The sequence below is a fragment of the Pseudomonas fluorescens genome, assembly GCF_018614775.1.
In the GTDB taxonomy this organism is placed as follows: domain Bacteria; phylum Pseudomonadota; class Gammaproteobacteria; order Pseudomonadales; family Pseudomonadaceae; genus Aquipseudomonas; species Aquipseudomonas fluorescens_BY.
Map to the genome: position 1 here is coordinate 15,331 of NZ_JAGGOF010000004.1, position 15,434 is coordinate 30,764.

Sequence of the window (15,434 nt, forward strand, 5' to 3'; positions counted from 1 at the left end):
CGATGGCAGCGCTGCGGTGCCGTTGGCGCTACTTCGGCCCGAGAATCTTCACCAGCTTGTCCGGCGATGGCGCGCCTTGCTGCTGTTGCAGCTCGCCTTTGTCATCCAGGTAGAAAATCGCCGGGGTTGCGGTCAGTTCCAGTTCGTCCATCAATTGCTGGTTGGCGTCGATTTTGGCCTGGATGGCCGGCGGGATGTCCTTGAGGGGCTTGAGGGCGCTGCTCTTGCCGGACTTCTCGTGGGTTTCCAGGGCCTTCTCCGGGTCCTTGGCTGCCAGCAACGCAGCGGTCTTTCCCGGGCTGTCGTCGCGGATGATGCCCACCATGATGTGGCGCAGTTGCACCTTGCCGGCCTTGACCCATGGCCGTGCCTGTTCCCAGAACATGTTGCAGTACGGGCAATTCGGGTCACTGAACAGGTAGACGGTGCGCGGTGCATCCTTGCTGCCGTCGGCGATCCAGTGGCTGGCTTCCATCTTCGCCCACATCTGCTTGGCCATCGGCGCATAAACCAGTTTTTGCAGCGGCTCTACACTCAAGTCCTTGCCGTCAGCGTCGTACAGGTTGCCCAGCAGCACATGCTGGCCATCCGGCGTCAGGTACAGCGCCATGCCACGGTTCTGGTATTGCGCCGCGTAACCGCGCAGGCCGTCCGGCGCCTCGAAGGTGCCGACGATCTTCGCGCCCTTGGCTTCGATCTTCTTGATGGCCGCAGGCAGCTCTTCGGCCTGGAGCAGCGGCGCCTGCAACAGCGCGGCGGCGAAGCCCAGGGTCAGCAGGTGGCGGAGGCGGGGCATGGCGGTTTCCTTGTGACGGGGTGGGGTGCCGTGGTCGAACCCGGCGTTTCAAAGTTTTCCAGGGCGCGGGCCAGGCTCGCTTCCGACAATTCGCCCAGGTGGCTGCCCAGCAGGCGACCGTCGGCGCTGTAGAACAGCGTCGTTGGCAATGCCATGGAACCCACGGCCTGGCCGAGACGACCGCTGCCGTCGAACAACACGTTGTCCAGGCTCAGGCCCTGGGTGGCGAGGTAAGTGCTGACGCTTTGCATGCTTTCGGCCTGGTTGACGAACAGGAACGTCAGGTCCGGGCGATGCTGTTGCGCTTCTTCCAATACCGGCATTTCCCGTCGGCAGGGCGGGCACCAGGTGGCCCAGAGATTGATCACCAGCGGCCCGCCCTGATAGTCGGTGAGTTTCACGGTCTTGCCGCTGGCGTCACGCAGGTCGATGTCCGGCAGCCGGGTGCCTTGCTCATAGATCGTCAGCGACATCGTCGCCACCAGCCAGAACAGCAGGCCACTGCCGACACCGAAGCCCAGTGGTCGACGCAGGGCCGGGCGCCGTCGGGTCCACAGCAACGCGCCGATCAACAGGGCGACGATGCCCGGCCAGGCGAGGAAGCCGCCGTCGCGCAGGTCGACGATCTGCCAGGCGTCGTGTTGATAATGGCCCCAGTAGGCGACGACAAAACTGATACGTGCGGCCAGAAGCCCCACGATGAACAGCACGAACAACACCGACTCGGGGTTTTCGCCACCGCGCTTGGCTATTCGCCAACCCACGAACGTCGCCAGCGCCAGGGCGCTGATCAGCAACAAGTGGTTGAGGGCGATGGCAAAGGTGCCCAGGGTGAAGGTCAGCATCAGCGCGCGTCCCGGGTACTGGTCCAGCGCTCGAGGAACGCCTTGGCATCGACTTCGCCAGTGATCCGCTGGCTGCGGCGCTCTTCACCGTCGGCGCCGATCCACAGCAGGCTTGGCGGTCCCGGCACCTGATAACGGCCCAACAGTTGGCGGCTGGCGGCGTTGTCGGCGGTGACGTCGAGGCGCAGCAGGCGTACGTCTTTCAAGGCATCCTGGACCTCGATGCGGCCGAACACCTGTTTTTCCATGATCTTGCAGGACACGCACCAGTCAGCGTAGTAGTCCAGCAGCACCCATTGGCCCTGGGCTTTGGCCGCGTCCAGTTCCCGTTGCAGGGCGGCAGGCTCGTTGATCGTGACGAAAGCGTCGTGGGCGCTGGCGGTGGTGCTGCCCTGGGCACCGGTGTAGACCTTCAAGGGCTGGAAGACGTCATCGCTACCACCGGCCGCGCCCACCAGCAGCACGCTGCCCCACAGGCCGAACAGCAATGACGCGCTGCCGCAGGCGTAGGCCATGCGGCCGAAGCCTTCGGTCTGGCGCCAGGCGCTGTAGGCGGCAATCAACAGCAGTACGCCCCACAGGCCGACCCACAGCGAACCATCGATCACCGGGCGAATCATCAGCAAGGCGGTGCCCAGGAACAGGAAGCCGAACAGGCCCTTGAGCAGGTTCATCCAGGCACCGGGCTTGGGCAGGAAGCGATTGCCCACGGTCACCAGCAGCAACAGCGGCAAGCCAATGCCCAGGCCCATGGCGAACAGGATCAACCCGCCGTGCAGCGCATTGCCGCTCTGGGCGATGTACAACAGGGCGCCGGCCAGCGGGGCGGTCATGCACGGCCCGACCAGCAGGCCGGACAGCGCTCCGAGGACGCCGGCACCCACCAGGCTGCCACCGCGGCGCTGACGGCCGGCGTTTTCCAGGCGGTCGCGCAGGGCCGCCGGCAACTGCAATTCGAAGAAACCAAACATCGGCAGCGCCAGCAGCACGAAGACTGCCGCAAAAGTGCCCAACAACCACGGTTGTTGCAGCAGCGCCTGGAGATTGGCGCCCAACAGCGCGGCCACTACGCCCATGGCGGCGTACACCAGGGCCATGCTGAGCACGTAGCTGCCGGCCAGTGCCAGGCCACGCTTGGGGCCGGCGCCGCTGCCCACCACCAGTCCCGCGAGGATCGGCAGCATTGGCAGCGAGCATGGAGTAAAGGCCAACAGCAGCCCGAGGCCGAAGAACACCAGCAGGCTCCAGCCCAGCGCCCGCTGTTGCAGGTCGCTGGCCAGGGCCTGGTCCGGTGCCTGGTTATTGGCCGCGGCAGGAGCGGCGGCGCCCAGGTCGACGATCCGGGTCTGGGGCGGGTAGCACAGGCCCGCATCGGCGCAGCCCTGGAAACCGACCTTGATCTGGCCGGTGGCACCGGCCGGGATCTTCAGCTCCAGCGCCTGGCGATAGACTTGCTGGTCGCCGAAGAACTCGTCGCTGTGAGCCTCACCCTCCGGCAGCCTGGGCTTCTGCGCCTCGGCGAGGCCGTCGAACTTGAGCCGCTGCTGATACAGGTAGTAGCCATCGGCGATCTGCCAGAACAGCTGGGTTTCTCCGGAGTCCAGGCGTTCGGAGGTGAACACGAAAGCCTTTTCCACCGGCAGGAAATCAGGTTTGGTTTCGAAGGGATTGGCGGCCTGGGCCAGGCCCGAAATCAGCAGCAGCCACAGCAAAAACAATCGACGCATGAAGAAAGCCTTAGAACGAAACAAGTGGAAAGCACAGTGGCGGCTGGCGATTAACCGTCGATTAACCCGGCGGCAACCGGCACCCGGGCAGGAATGATCGCCCATGTTGGCCGTACTCGTCGCATAATGTCGGCTTAATCGGCCGGCGGCCTAATGTACCTTTTTCCACGGGGCTTACCATGCACGTACTGGTCTGCGAAGACGACGAATTGATCGCCAGCGGGATCGTCGCCGGTCTCACGGCCCAAGGCCTGACCGTCGAGCACGTCGCCACGGCTTCGGCGGCGCGGGCGATGGTCGGCGTCGCCCAATTCGACGTCATGGTCCTGGACCTGGGGCTGCCCGACGAGGACGGCCTCAAGCTGCTCAAGCAATTGCGCCAGCAAGGCCTGGAGATCCCGGTGCTGATCCTTACCGCGCGGGACTCGGTGACCGACCGGGTCGATGGCTTGCAGGCCGGCGCCGATGACTATCTGCTCAAGCCTTTCGACCTGCGCGAGCTCGCGGCGCGCCTGCACACCTTGCTGCGGCGCGTGGCGGGGCGCAGCGTCAACCTGATCGAGCATGGCCGGCTGACGTACGACCCGAGCAGTCGGGAAACTGCCTTGGACGGCCAGCCGGTGGACCTGTCCCGGCGCGAGCAGTCGTTGCTGCAGGCACTGTTGCACAGCCGGGGCCGGGTGCTGTCCACCGAGCAACTCAAGGACAGCGTCTACGGCTTCAACGACGAACTGGAAAGCAATGCCCTCAACGTCCATATCCATCACCTGCGGCGCAAGCTGGGCAACGGGATCGTCGAGACCGTCCGCGGGCTGGGTTATCGCCTGGGCCCGGCCGACGGCGGAGAGTCTTCCAAGTGATGAGCCTGCGCTTGCGCCTGAGCCTGACCCTTGGCGCCGCCTTTACCCTGATCTGGGCCCTGGCGGCGGCGTGGATGCTCAGCGACCTGCGCAATCAGATGATGTTTTCCCTCGACCAGCGCCTGGTGGCGTCGGCGCGGATGGTCGCCGGCCTGCTGGAGCAATTGCCGCCACTGCCAAGCAAGGGCGACGGCACGCATTTCAGCGCTGAACAATTGAGCATTCCCGGCGGCATGGCCTGTCAGGTCAGCTCCTTGCGCGGCGAGATCCTGGCCCGCAGCCACGGCACCCCGGAACAGGCCCTGGAAGCCGAGAAAATGGGTTTCCACGACCAGATGATCGACGGCGCGCCCTGGCGCAGCTTCACCCTGGCCCGGGGCGATGTGCGCATTACCACCGCCGACCGCCAGATCGAACGGGAAGCCTTGAATATGTCGATCCTGCTGGCGGCGTCGGTGCCGGTGGGCGTGGCGCTGCTCGGCTGCCTGTGCCTGTTGTGGCTGGGCATCGGCCAGGGCCTGGCGCCGCTCAATCGCATGCGTGATGCGCTGATGCGGCGCAGTGCCGATTCCCTCGAACCCTTGCAGATCCACCCGCTGCCCAGTGAACTGCGGCCGTTGCTGGAAACCCAGAACCAGCTGTTCCAGCGCATCGGCAAGACCATCGAGCGCGAGCGACGGCTGACCGGCGACGCTGCCCACGAGCTGCGCAGCCCGCTGACCGCCATCAAGACTCACCTGCAAGTGGCACGCATGACCGAAGGCGCCGCCCGCGACCAGTCCCTGGCCCGGGCCGAGGAGGGCGCCGACCGCCTGCATCGCACCCTTGAGCAGTTGCTGTTGCTGGCGCGGGTCGAAGGCAGCCTGTCGTTCGACGATGGCGTGCAGTGCAACGCCGAGCAGGTGGCACGGCTGGCGATCCAGGACGCGGCCAGCAGCGATTCGCGGCGGATCAAGCTGCAACTGTCCCCGGGGCTGTCCGCGGCACCGGTGCAGATGCCGGCCGTGCTCTCCATTGCCGCCGTGCGCAACCTGTTGGATAACGCCTTGCGCCACACCCCGGACGACACCGACGTGGAGCTGAACCTGGAGATGATCGGCCAGCGCGTGCGCTTCCAGGTCCGCGATCACGGCCCCGGTATTGCCGCCGACGATATCCAGCACCTGACCCAGCGCTTCTGGCGCAACGGCCAGAGTACGGGCTGCGGATTGGGCTTGGCGATCGTCCAGGCCATCGTTCAGCGTTGCGGCTGCGGCCTGCATTTCGACAGCCGCGCGGACGGGCTGCGGGTCGAGTTGACGATGCCGGTGCAAGCGCTGCCCGATTAACCCAGTGATAACCGCTGGGCGCAACGCCAGCCACCCCGTCTCTTACGGCCTTGCACCGATCCATTGTGGGAGCGAGCTTGCTCGCGATAGCGGTGTATCAATCAACGGAGATGTTGACTGTATGGCCGTCTTCGCGAGCAAGCCCGCTCCACAGGGTTTGTCGTGTGCTTGCGGTTACTTGAACCGCCGCTCCACCCCTTTCTCCACCAGGATCTTCGCCGATATCTCTTCCACGGAAAAATGCGTGGAGTTGATATGGGGAATGTTCTCCCGCCGGAACAGATTCTCCACCTCGCGCACTTCGAATTCGCACTGGGCGTAGCTCGAGTAGCGGCTGTTGGGCTTGCGCTCGTTGCGAATCGCGGTGAGGCGGTCCGGGTCGATGGTCAGGCCGAACAGCTTGTGCTGGTGGGCGCGCAGGGCGCCGGGCAGTTGCAGGCGCTCCATGTCTTCTTCGGTCAGCGGGTAGTTGGCCGCGCGGATGCCGAATTGCATCGCCATGTACAGACACGTCGGTGTCTTACCACAACGCGACACACCCACTAGGATCAGGTCGGCCTTGTCGTAATAATGCGTGCGCGCGCCGTCATCGTTGTCCAGCGCGAAGTTGACCGCCTCGATCCGCTCCATGTAGTTGGAGTTGTGCCCGATGGAATGGGACTTGCCGACCGAGTACGAGGAGTGTTCGCTCAGTTCCTGCTCCAGGGGCGCCAGGAAGGTCGAAAAAATGTCGATCATGAAACCATTGGACGTTGCGAGAATCTCACGGATGTCCTGATTGACGATGGTATCGAAGATGATCGGGCGGAAGCCGTCGGTTTCGGCGGCTTTATTGATTTGTTGTACCATGGCCCGCGCCTTGTCGACGCTGTCGATGTACGGGCGTGTCAACTTGGTGAAGGTAATGTTTTCGAATTGCGCCAACAGGCTTTGACCTAGCGTTTCGGCCGTGATGCCGGTGCCGTCGGAGATAAAGAAAGCAGATCGTTTCATTTGCGCCTGGGCCTTAAGCTAACAACGATTCTTGGATATGATAGGCGCGATTTGCCGGCCGCCAATGGCCAGCATTCTCACTTATTTTCCAGGTCCAGGCCATATCGCCGGCAATCGCTCCCCTGGAGCTGTCGGTGCCTTGAGCTTTTCCAACACAGTCAGTGGAGAGATCACCTTGGTAGAGTACGTAGTTTCCCTCGATAAGCTCGGCGTCCATGATGTGGAGCACGTGGGGGGCAAGAACGCATCCCTGGGCGAGATGATCAGTAACCTCGCCGGTGCCGGCGTATCGGTGCCAGGTGGCTTCGCCACGACAGCCCAGGCTTATCGTGATTTCCTGGAACTGAGCGGCCTGAACCAGCAGATCCATGACGCGCTCGATGCCCTGGACGTCGATGACGTCAATGCCCTGGCCAGGACCGGCGCCCAGATCCGCCAATGGATCATGGAAGCCGAGTTCCCCGAGAAACTGAACGCCGAAATCCGCACCGCGTTCGCCAAGCTCTCCGAAGGCAACCCCGACATCGCCGTCGCCGTACGTTCCTCGGCCACCGCCGAAGACCTGCCGGATGCCTCCTTTGCCGGCCAGCAGGAAACCTTCCTGAACATCCGGGGCGTGGAAAACGTCATCCGCGCCGCCAAGGAAGTTTTCGCTTCCCTCTTCAATGACCGTGCCATTTCCTACCGCGTGCACCAAGGCTTCGACCACAAGCTGGTCGCCCTGTCCGCCGGCGTGCAACGCATGGTCCGTTCCGAGACCGGCACCGCCGGCGTGATGTTCACCCTCGACACCGAGTCGGGTTTCCGTGACGTGGTGTTCATCACCGGCGCCTACGGCCTGGGTGAAACCGTCGTACAAGGCGCGGTGAACCCGGATGAGTTCTACGTCCATAAAGGTACGTTGCAGGCCGGTCGTCCGGCGATCCTGCGCCGCAACCTGGGCAGCAAGGCCATCAAGATGATCTACGGCGACGAGGCCAAGGCCGGTCGTTCGGTCAAGACCGTCGACGTGGACAAGGCCGAGCGCGCGCGTTTCTGCCTGAGCGACGCCGAAGTCAGCGAGCTGGCCAAGCAGGCGATGATCATCGAGCAGCACTACAAGTGCCCGATGGACATCGAATGGGCCAAGGACGGTGACGACGGCAAGTTGTACATCGTGCAGGCCCGTCCGGAAACCGTGAAGAGCCGCACCCAGGCCAACGTCATGGAGCGCTACCTGCTCAAGGAAACCGGCACCGTGCTGGTGGAAGGCCGTGCCATCGGCCAGCGCATCGGCGCCGGCAAGGTGCGGATCATCAAGGACGTCTCGGAGATGGACAAGGTCCAGCCCGGCGACGTGCTGGTCTCGGACATGACCGACCCGGATTGGGAACCGGTGATGAAACGCGCCAGCGCCATCGTCACCAACCGTGGCGGGCGCACCTGCCACGCGGCGATCATCGCCCGTGAGCTGGGTATCCCGGCCGTTGTCGGTTGCGGCAACGCCACCCAACTGCTCAAGGACGGCCAGGGCGTGACCGTTTCCTGCGCCGAGGGCGATACCGGCTACATCTTCGAAGGTGAGCTGGGCTTCGACATCAAGAAGAACTCCGTGGACGCCATGCCGGAGCTGCCGTTCAAGATCATGATGAACGTCGGCAACCCGGACCGTGCCTTCGACTTCGCGCAGCTGCCGAACGCCGGTGTGGGCCTGGCCCGCCTGGAGTTCATCATCAACCGCATGATCGGCGTGCACCCCAAGGCGCTGCTCAACTACGACGGTTTGCCGGCGGAGATCAAGGACAGCGTCGACAAGCGCATTGCCGGTTACGACGATCCGGTCGGCTTCTACGTCGAGAAGCTGGTGGAAGGCATCAGCACCCTGGCGGCGGCGTTCTGGCCGAAAAAGGTCATCGTGCGCCTGTCGGACTTCAAGTCCAACGAATACGCGAACCTGATCGGCGGCAAGCTCTACGAACCGGAAGAAGAAAACCCGATGCTGGGTTTCCGTGGCGCCTCGCGTTACATCAGCGAATCGTTCCGGGACTGCTTCGAGCTCGAATGCCGCGCCCTCAAGCGCGTGCGCAACGAGATGGGCCTGAGCAACGTCGAGATCATGGTGCCGTTCGTCCGTACCCTCGGCGAAGCGAGCCAGGTGGTCGACCTGCTGGCGGAAAACGGCCTGGCCCGTGGCGAGAACGGCCTGCGCGTGATCATGATGTGCGAACTGCCGTCCAACGCGATCCTGGCGGAAGAGTTCCTCGAATTCTTCGACGGTTTCTCCATCGGCTCCAACGACCTGACCCAGCTGACCCTGGGCCTGGACCGCGACTCCGGGATCATCGCGCACCTGTTCGATGAGCGGAACCCGGCGGTCAAGAAGCTGCTGGCCAACGCCATTGCCGCCTGTAACAAGGCCGGCAAGTACATCGGCATCTGCGGCCAGGGCCCTTCGGACCACCCGGACCTGGCCAAGTGGCTGATGGAACAGGGTATCGAAAGCGTTTCGCTGAACCCGGACTCCGTGCTGGAGACCTGGTTCTTCCTGGCTGAGGGGCAAGGCGCGGCCTGATTGAATGGAGGGACCCTTGTGGGAGCGGGCTTGCTCGCGAAGGCGGTGGAACAGGCACATTGAGGTTGCCTGACACACTGCATTCGCGAGCAAGCCCGCTCCCACATGTCTTTGGCTTGATTGACTGACGAGTCCCTTTGATTGAAACAGGGCGGGCATCCTGGCGGAAGCCGCCCTTTTTTGTGCAAGAGCATTATGCAAAGTAGCAGCAACCTGTTTCCTGTCGCCCTGATCAGCGCCGAACGGCGCGGTGATCTGAGCGAAGACGTCTATCGTTTGAAGCCCGGCAACAGTCCGGACTACAGCGTTGAACTGGCGGTCACCCGCCTGGGCATGGCCGACGCCGGCCAGGTCCGCGGCGTCCCGGTGATCCTGTTGCACGGCAGTTTCTCCAACCGTCGTTTCTGGTATTCGCCCAAGGGCCTTGGCCTCGGGGCGTACCTGACGCGCCTGGGGTTCGATGTGTGGATCCCCGAGATGCGCGGCCACGGGTTATCCCAACGCAACCAGAACTACCGCCACAACCGGGTGGCTGACTACGCCCGTTACGATTTGCCGGCCATCGCCGCCTTCGTGCGTGAGCAGAGCGGGCAGGTGCCCCACTGGATCGGCCATTCTCTCGGTGGCATCACCCTGGCAGCCGCGCTGGGTGGTCACTACCTGGGCGAGCCGGCCGTGGCGTCGGCGGCGTTTTTTGGCACCCAGGTCAGCCGTACCTACTGGCCGCTGAAGATTCCACCCGTGGAGTGGAGCGGCCGATTCATCCTCAAGCGTTTTGCCCAGTTGTCCGGCTCACGACTCAAGCGCGGCCCCGAGGACGAGCCGATCGGCCTGGCGTTGGAAAGCATGCGCTGGTACGGCTTGTTCGGGCGTTTTGGCGACGCCGAGAAGAACTGGTGGGCCGGGCTGGCCGACGTCCAGGTGCCGGTGCTGGCGGTGAGTGCCGCGGGCGATCACCAGGACCCGACCTGGGCATGCCGCAAGCTCTACGAGCAGATCGGCTCCGAGCGCAAACAGTTTGTCTGCCTGGGCCGGGCGCAGGGGTTCACAGGCGATTTCGGCCATGTCGAGATGCTGGTCAGCAAAGCCGCGCACGCTGAAGTCTGGCCACTGGTGGCGCGCTGGCTGGAAGATCAGTGCTCACCGCTGCTGGCAGAACAGCCCAGCCTGGCCGAAGCGGTATGAGGCGAGGGCTCTGACAAGGGCATTTCGCTCCGGTCGGCTTGCGGCTAAGATATGACGCATCAAGCGGTTCCGGTCACAATCGGTTGCTCAATTCAGCTGACGTTCCAGCCTTCCAGGAGTTGTTCGATGAACCATTACCTCACGCCCGACCTGTGCGACGCCTACCCGGACCTGGTGCAGGTGCTGGAGCCGATGTTCAGTAATTTCGGCGGTCGCGATTCCTTCGGTGGCGAAATCGTGACCATCAAGTGCTTCGAGGACAACTCGCGGGTCAAGGAACAGGTTGAACTCCCGGGCAACGGCAAGGTGCTGGTGGTTGACGGCGGAGGCTCGCTGCGACGGGCACTGCTGGGCGACATGCTCGCGGAAAAAGCCGCGAAGAATGGCTGGGAAGGGCTGGTGATCTATGGTTGCATCCGCGACGTCGACGTCATCGCCCAGACCGACCTCGGCGTCCAGGCGCTGGCCAGCCACCCGATGAAAACCGACCGGCGCGGCGTCGGCGAACTCAATGTGGCGGTGACTTTCGCCGGCGTGACGTTTCGGCCGGGCGAGTATGTCTATGCGGACAACAACGGCGTGATCGTCTCGCCAAGCCCGCTGCAGATGCCTGAATGAAGCGCCACAGCCATAAGGGATGAGGATGTTCGAGGAAGAAAACGCGCAGTGGGGGCTGGTGCATGCCCTGGTGCTGGACGGTAAGGGCGGCGCGCGTTCCATCGCCCGGACCGAACTCGACGATTTGCAGTTGCAGGCCCATGAAAGCCTGTGGCTGCACTGGGATCGCAGTCATCCGCAAACCCATACCTGGCTGCGCAAATCCAGCGGCTTGAGCGAATTCAACTGTGACCTGCTGCTGGAGGAAAACACCCGCCCGCGGTTGTTGCCATTGCCCAACGCCGAATTGTTGCTGTTCCTCAGGGGCGTCAATCTGAACCCGGGCGCCGAGCCGGAAGACATGGTGTCGGTGCGGATCTTTGCGGCCGCCCAGCGGGTGATCTCCCTGCGCTTGCGCCCATTGCGCGCCACCGATGAGCTGCTGGCGCAATTGGCCGAGGGCAAGGGACCGAAAACCGCGTCGGAACTCATCCTTTATATGGCGCAGTACCTTACCAACAAGGTGCAGGACCTGGTCACCTGCCTCTCGGAAATCGTTGACGGTGAAGAAGAACAGTTGGATACCGACGAACGGTATACCCCCGAGCACGACGCCATTTTGCACATCCGTCGAAGGGCGGCCGGGCTGAAGCGATTCCTGGCACCACAGCGGGATATTTTCGCGCAGATGACGCGGTTGAAATTGCCATGGTTTGTCGACGATGACGGCGACTATTGGAACGAATTGAACAACAGCCTGACCCGTTACCTTGAAGAGCTGGAGTTGACCCGGGAGCGCGTGGGGCTTGTGCTGGAGGCCGAAGACCGGCGCCTTTCGGTGCGCATGAACCGCACCATGTACCGCTTCGGCATCATCACCGGGATTTTCCTGCCGATGAGTTTCCTCACCGGCCTTCTGGGCACCAATGTGGGCGGCATTCCGTTCTCCACGAGCCCATACGGTTTCATGGTTGCCTGCTTGCTGATGGTCTGCGTCGCCCTGGGGCAATGGTGGCTGTTCCGGCGATTGCGCTGGGTGTGATGAGGCTTCATGTGACCCGACGAAATTTGATCGCGTCTTTCACAGACATCACGAGAGGTGCGTATGCACGATCCGTTTGAACAGTCTCTGCGCGACATGCTCAACGCTTCGCCGTCCAGTCGGGACGACGATGCATGCCTGGGCCGTGTACTGAAAACCGCCAACCGCCAGGTCGGCGCCGGCGACCTGTTCAGCCTGCTGGGCCGCTGGTTGCCCGCGCTGATGATTGCCTTGAACAATGGGTCGGCCCATGTCTCGCCGGTTTCCCGTCGTAAACCTGTTACTCGCACCGCTGATAAGGCTGATTGAATATGGAACTTGATCCCTGGACCCAGAGCCTCGTCACGGCAATGACCGCGTTGTGGACCAAAGTCGCTAACTTCATCCCGAACCTCTTCGGCGCGTTGGTGGTGCTGTTGCTGGGTTTCGTCGTGGCCAAGCTGCTGGACACGCTGCTCTCCAAATTGCTCGCCAAACTGGGCCTTGATCGCCTGATGGGGGGCACCGGCCTGACCAAACTGCTGTCCCGTGGCGGCATTCAGGTGCCGATCTCGACCCTGGTCGGCAAGATCGTCTATTGGTTTGTATTGCTGATTTTCCTCGTTTCCGCGGCTGAATCCCTTGGCCTTGAGCGAGTTTCAGCTACGCTGGATATGCTTGCGCTGTATTTGCCAAAGGTTTTTGGTGCCGCGCTGGTGTTGCTGGTCGGCGTTTTGCTGGCGCAACTGGCCAATGGGCTGGTGCGCGGCGCAGCCGAAGGCGTGGGGCTGGACTATGCCGCCGGCGTTGGGCGAATCGCCCAGGGCCTGGTGATCATCATCAGTATTTCGGTGGCGATCAGTCAGTTGGAGGTCAAGACCGACCTGCTCAACCACGTGATCGTGATCGTATTGATTACCGTTGGTCTGGCGGTTGCGCTGGCCATGGGATTGGGAAGCCGGGAAATCGCCGGTCAGATTCTTGCGGGAATCTATGTGCGTGAGTTGTATGAGGTTGGGCAACAGGTGCGTGTTGGCGAGGTCGAAGGCCAGATCGAAGAGATCGGCACGGTGAAAACCACATTGCTGACCGAGGAGGGCGAATTGGTATCGCTCTCCAATCGGATCCTGCTGGAACAGCATGTGAGTAGCCGCTAACCCGGCAAACCCTGCTAATGTATGCCGCCGCAAAATGCCTGCTACCGCAGGCTGCGGCGCACATTGACCTAGACTGTCGGCCCGACCTGTTTTGAACAAACCCCAATCGCTGTCCACGCGCTACGACCCCCGTGACCTCTCCGATGAGGAGTTGGTCGCGCGTGCACATACGGAGCTGTTTCACGTAACGCGTGCTTACGAAGAGTTGATGCGCCGGTACCAGAGGACATTATTTAACGTCTGTGCACGGTATCTGGGGAACGATCGCGATGCTGACGATGTCTGTCAGGAGGTGATGTTGAAGGTGCTGTATGGCCTGAAGAACTTCGAGGGGAAATCGAAGTTCAAGACCTGGCTCTACAGCATCACCTACAACGAATGCATCACGCAGTACCGCAAGGAACGACGCAAGCGTCGCTTGATGGATGCGTTGAGCCTGGACCCTCTCGAAGAAGCGTCTGAAGAAAAGACGCCCAAGCCCGAGGAGAAGGGTGGACTGGATCGCTGGTTGGTTCATGTGAACCCGATTGACCGGGAAATTCTGGTGCTACGATTTGTCGCAGAGCTGGAGTTCCAGGAGATCGCAGATATCATGCACATGGGTTTGAGCGCGACAAAAATGCGTTACAAGCGCGCTCTTGACAAATTGCGTGAGAAATTTGCAGGCATTGCCGAAACTTAGTTCGGTGCAAATATCTCTTACGTGTAGGCAAGTTCTGATAGACTTGCCGCCGAGTTGTCCCCCGGTTTGCGGGACTGCTTCACAATCACCAGATGGGGATTTAACGGATGAAACTGAAAAACACCTTGGGCTTTGCCATTGGTTCTTTGATTGCTGCCACTTCTTTCGGCGCTCTGGCACAAGGCCAAGGCGCAGTTGAAATCGAAGGCTTCGCGAAGAAAGAACAATTCGACAGCGCTCGTAACTTCAAAAACAACGGCAACCTGTTCGGCGGTTCGGTTGGCTACTTCCTGACCGACGACGTTGAACTGCGTCTGGCCTACGACGAAGTACACAACGCACGTACCGACGACGGTACCAACGTCAAGGGCGCCAACACTGCCCTGGACGCTCTGTACCACTTCAACAACCCGGGCGACATGCTGCGTCCTTACGTCTCGGCCGGTTTCTCCGACCAGAGCATCGACCAGAATGGCAGCAACGGTCGTAACCGTTCTACCTTCGCTAACGTTGGTGGCGGCGCCAAGCTGTACTTCACCGACAATTTCTACGCCCGTGCTGGCGTTGAAGCTCAATACAACATCGACCAGGGCGACACCGAGTGGGCGCCAAGCGTCGGTATCGGTGTGAACTTCGGTGGCGGCTCCAAGCCTGCTGCTGCTCCAGTTCCAGCACCGGCTGAAGTCTGCTCCGACAGCGACAACGATGGCGTGTGCGACAACGTCGACAAGTGCCCTGACACCCCAGCCAACGTAACTGTTGACGCTGATGGCTGCCCAGCTGTTGCTGAAGTCGTACGTGTTGAGCTGGACGTGAAGTTCGACTTCGACAAGTCGGTCGTCAAGACTAACAGCTACGGCGACATCAAGAACCTGGCTGACTTCATGAAGCAGTACCCATCCACCACCACTACTGTTGAAGGTCACACTGACTCCGTCGGTCCTGACGCTTACAACCAGAAACTGTCCGAGCGTCGTGCAAACGCCGTTAAGCAGGTTCTGACCAACCAGTACGGTGTTGAATCGTCCCGCGTTCAGTCTGTTGGCTACGGCGAATCCCGCCCAGTTGCTGACAACGCCACTGAAGCTGGTCGTGCAGTTAACCGTCGCGTAGAAGCGCAGGTTGAAGCCAAAGCTAAGTAATTAGCCCACCGCTTTGGAAAAGCCCGGCTTAGGCCGGGCTTTTCTTTGCGTGCGATTTATCCAAGGTGAGGTGCTGAGGCTGTCTGGGAACTGTGGTTTGGGGGGAGGGTTGGGTCTGGCACAGAACCTGTGGGAGCCGAGCTTGCTCGCGATGGCGGCCTGGCAGTTGGTCTATATTTGGTGGGTGGTGTACATATCCATTGCTGCGGTAACGGCCACTTAGGGTTCCGCTCTTACAGCGGCTCACTTTTGAACAGCGCAAAAGTAAGCAAAACGCTCTTGCCCCACCACTCGGTGCCTCGCCCAGGCTCGGCATGCCCTCACTCCGGCATTGCTCCGTGGGGCCGCCGCGAAGGGCCCTCCATGGCCCAGCGCGGCTAATCCGGCATCCATGCCGGATTGCCCACTCCACAATACCTGCGTTCGGCCATCGTGGTTAACGGGGCGCCCCAGATCAAAACCTCGCCGAGGCGGCCTTATAGCCGACCTGGCTCTTGCGGTCGTGCACCTCTCAGATCTGTGGGGTAGGGCAGAGCAGAAGCAGAGTTGT

General features: G+C 62.0%; 14 protein-coding genes. 10 read left to right on the top strand and 4 right to left on the bottom strand.

Features of this window, described 5'->3' with window-relative positions:
- Positions 1 to 28 precede the first annotated feature (28 nt).
- The 3 genes from dsbG to dsbD are packed head-to-tail and all read right to left on the bottom strand — an operon-like array spanning position 29 to position 3,368.
- Positions 29 to 796 carry a thiol:disulfide interchange protein DsbG gene (gene dsbG / locus J7E36_RS01340; RefSeq protein ID WP_214999134.1) on the bottom strand — a complete coding sequence of 256 codons (768 nt, stop codon included), beginning with the start codon at positions 794 to 796 and terminating at the stop codon, positions 29 to 31.
- Positions 772 to 1,641: a TlpA disulfide reductase family protein gene (locus tag J7E36_RS01345; RefSeq protein WP_214999135.1), complete on the bottom strand. Its 870-nt coding sequence runs from the start codon at positions 1,639 to 1,641 to the stop codon at positions 772 to 774. Before J7E36_RS01345 ends, dsbG begins: the two co-directional genes overlap by 25 nt.
- Positions 1,641 to 3,368: a protein-disulfide reductase DsbD gene (gene dsbD, locus J7E36_RS01350; RefSeq protein ID WP_214999136.1), complete on the bottom strand. Its 1,728-nt coding sequence runs from the start codon at positions 3,366 to 3,368 to the stop codon at positions 1,641 to 1,643. Before dsbD ends, J7E36_RS01345 begins: the two co-directional genes overlap by 1 nt.
- A 179-nt stretch (positions 3,369 to 3,547) precedes the next feature.
- On the opposite strand from dsbD, the gene J7E36_RS01355 reads away from it, so the two are divergent.
- Both J7E36_RS01355 and J7E36_RS01360 read left to right on the top strand, forming a co-directional pair.
- The gene (locus tag J7E36_RS01355; protein ID WP_214999137.1) at positions 3,548 to 4,228 is read left to right on the top strand and encodes a response regulator; all 681 of its coding nucleotides are present in this window, start codon (positions 3,548 to 3,550) and stop codon (positions 4,226 to 4,228) included.
- On the top strand, positions 4,225 to 5,556 hold the full coding sequence (locus J7E36_RS01360; protein ID WP_214999138.1) for a sensor histidine kinase: 1,332 nt from the start codon (positions 4,225 to 4,227) through the stop codon (positions 5,554 to 5,556). Before J7E36_RS01355 ends, J7E36_RS01360 begins: the two co-directional genes overlap by 4 nt.
- Positions 5,557 to 5,730: 174 nt before the next feature.
- On the opposite strand, the gene ppsR is transcribed toward J7E36_RS01360, so the two are convergent.
- Positions 5,731 to 6,549 carry a posphoenolpyruvate synthetase regulatory kinase/phosphorylase PpsR gene (ppsR, locus tag J7E36_RS01365; RefSeq protein ID WP_214999139.1) on the bottom strand — a complete coding sequence of 273 codons (819 nt, stop codon included), beginning with the start codon at positions 6,547 to 6,549 and terminating at the stop codon, positions 5,731 to 5,733.
- A gap of 175 nt (positions 6,550 to 6,724) precedes the next feature.
- Between ppsR and ppsA the strand changes: the two genes are divergently transcribed.
- The 8 genes from ppsA to J7E36_RS01405 all read left to right on the top strand — a co-directional run bounded on the left by ppsA (position 6,725) and on the right by J7E36_RS01405 (position 14,884).
- Complete coding sequence (ppsA, locus tag J7E36_RS01370) at positions 6,725 to 9,100, top strand: phosphoenolpyruvate synthase (protein ID WP_214999140.1); 2,376 nt, start codon at positions 6,725 to 6,727, stop codon at positions 9,098 to 9,100.
- Positions 9,101 to 9,295: 195 nt separating this feature from the next.
- Entirely contained in the window at positions 9,296 to 10,285 is a 990-nt protein-coding gene (locus tag J7E36_RS01375) for an alpha/beta fold hydrolase (protein ID WP_214999142.1), read from the top strand.
- A 126-nt stretch (positions 10,286 to 10,411) separates the two neighbouring features.
- A complete protein-coding gene (rraA, locus tag J7E36_RS01380; RefSeq protein WP_214999143.1) occupies positions 10,412 to 10,903 on the top strand; it encodes a ribonuclease E activity regulator RraA in 492 nt (163 codons plus the stop codon).
- A gap of 25 nt (positions 10,904 to 10,928) precedes the next feature.
- A complete protein-coding gene (locus J7E36_RS01385) occupies positions 10,929 to 11,924 on the top strand; it encodes a zinc transporter ZntB (RefSeq protein WP_214999146.1) in 996 nt (331 codons plus the stop codon).
- Between the two features lie 63 nt (positions 11,925 to 11,987).
- Positions 11,988 to 12,233, top strand: a complete 246-nt coding sequence (locus J7E36_RS01390; protein ID WP_214999147.1) for a CrfX protein — start codon at positions 11,988 to 11,990, stop codon at positions 12,231 to 12,233.
- A gap of 2 nt (positions 12,234 to 12,235) precedes the next feature.
- Positions 12,236 to 13,060 carry a mechanosensitive ion channel family protein gene (locus tag J7E36_RS01395; RefSeq protein WP_214999149.1) on the top strand — a complete coding sequence of 275 codons (825 nt, stop codon included), beginning with the start codon at positions 12,236 to 12,238 and terminating at the stop codon, positions 13,058 to 13,060.
- 91 nt (positions 13,061 to 13,151) lie between these two features.
- Entirely contained in the window at positions 13,152 to 13,742 is a 591-nt protein-coding gene (gene sigX / locus J7E36_RS01400) for an RNA polymerase sigma factor SigX (protein ID WP_214999151.1), read from the top strand.
- A gap of 107 nt (positions 13,743 to 13,849) precedes the next feature.
- Positions 13,850 to 14,884: an OmpA family protein gene (locus J7E36_RS01405; protein WP_214999153.1), complete on the top strand. Its 1,035-nt coding sequence runs from the start codon at positions 13,850 to 13,852 to the stop codon at positions 14,882 to 14,884.
- Positions 14,885 to 15,434: the final 550 nt, after the last annotated feature.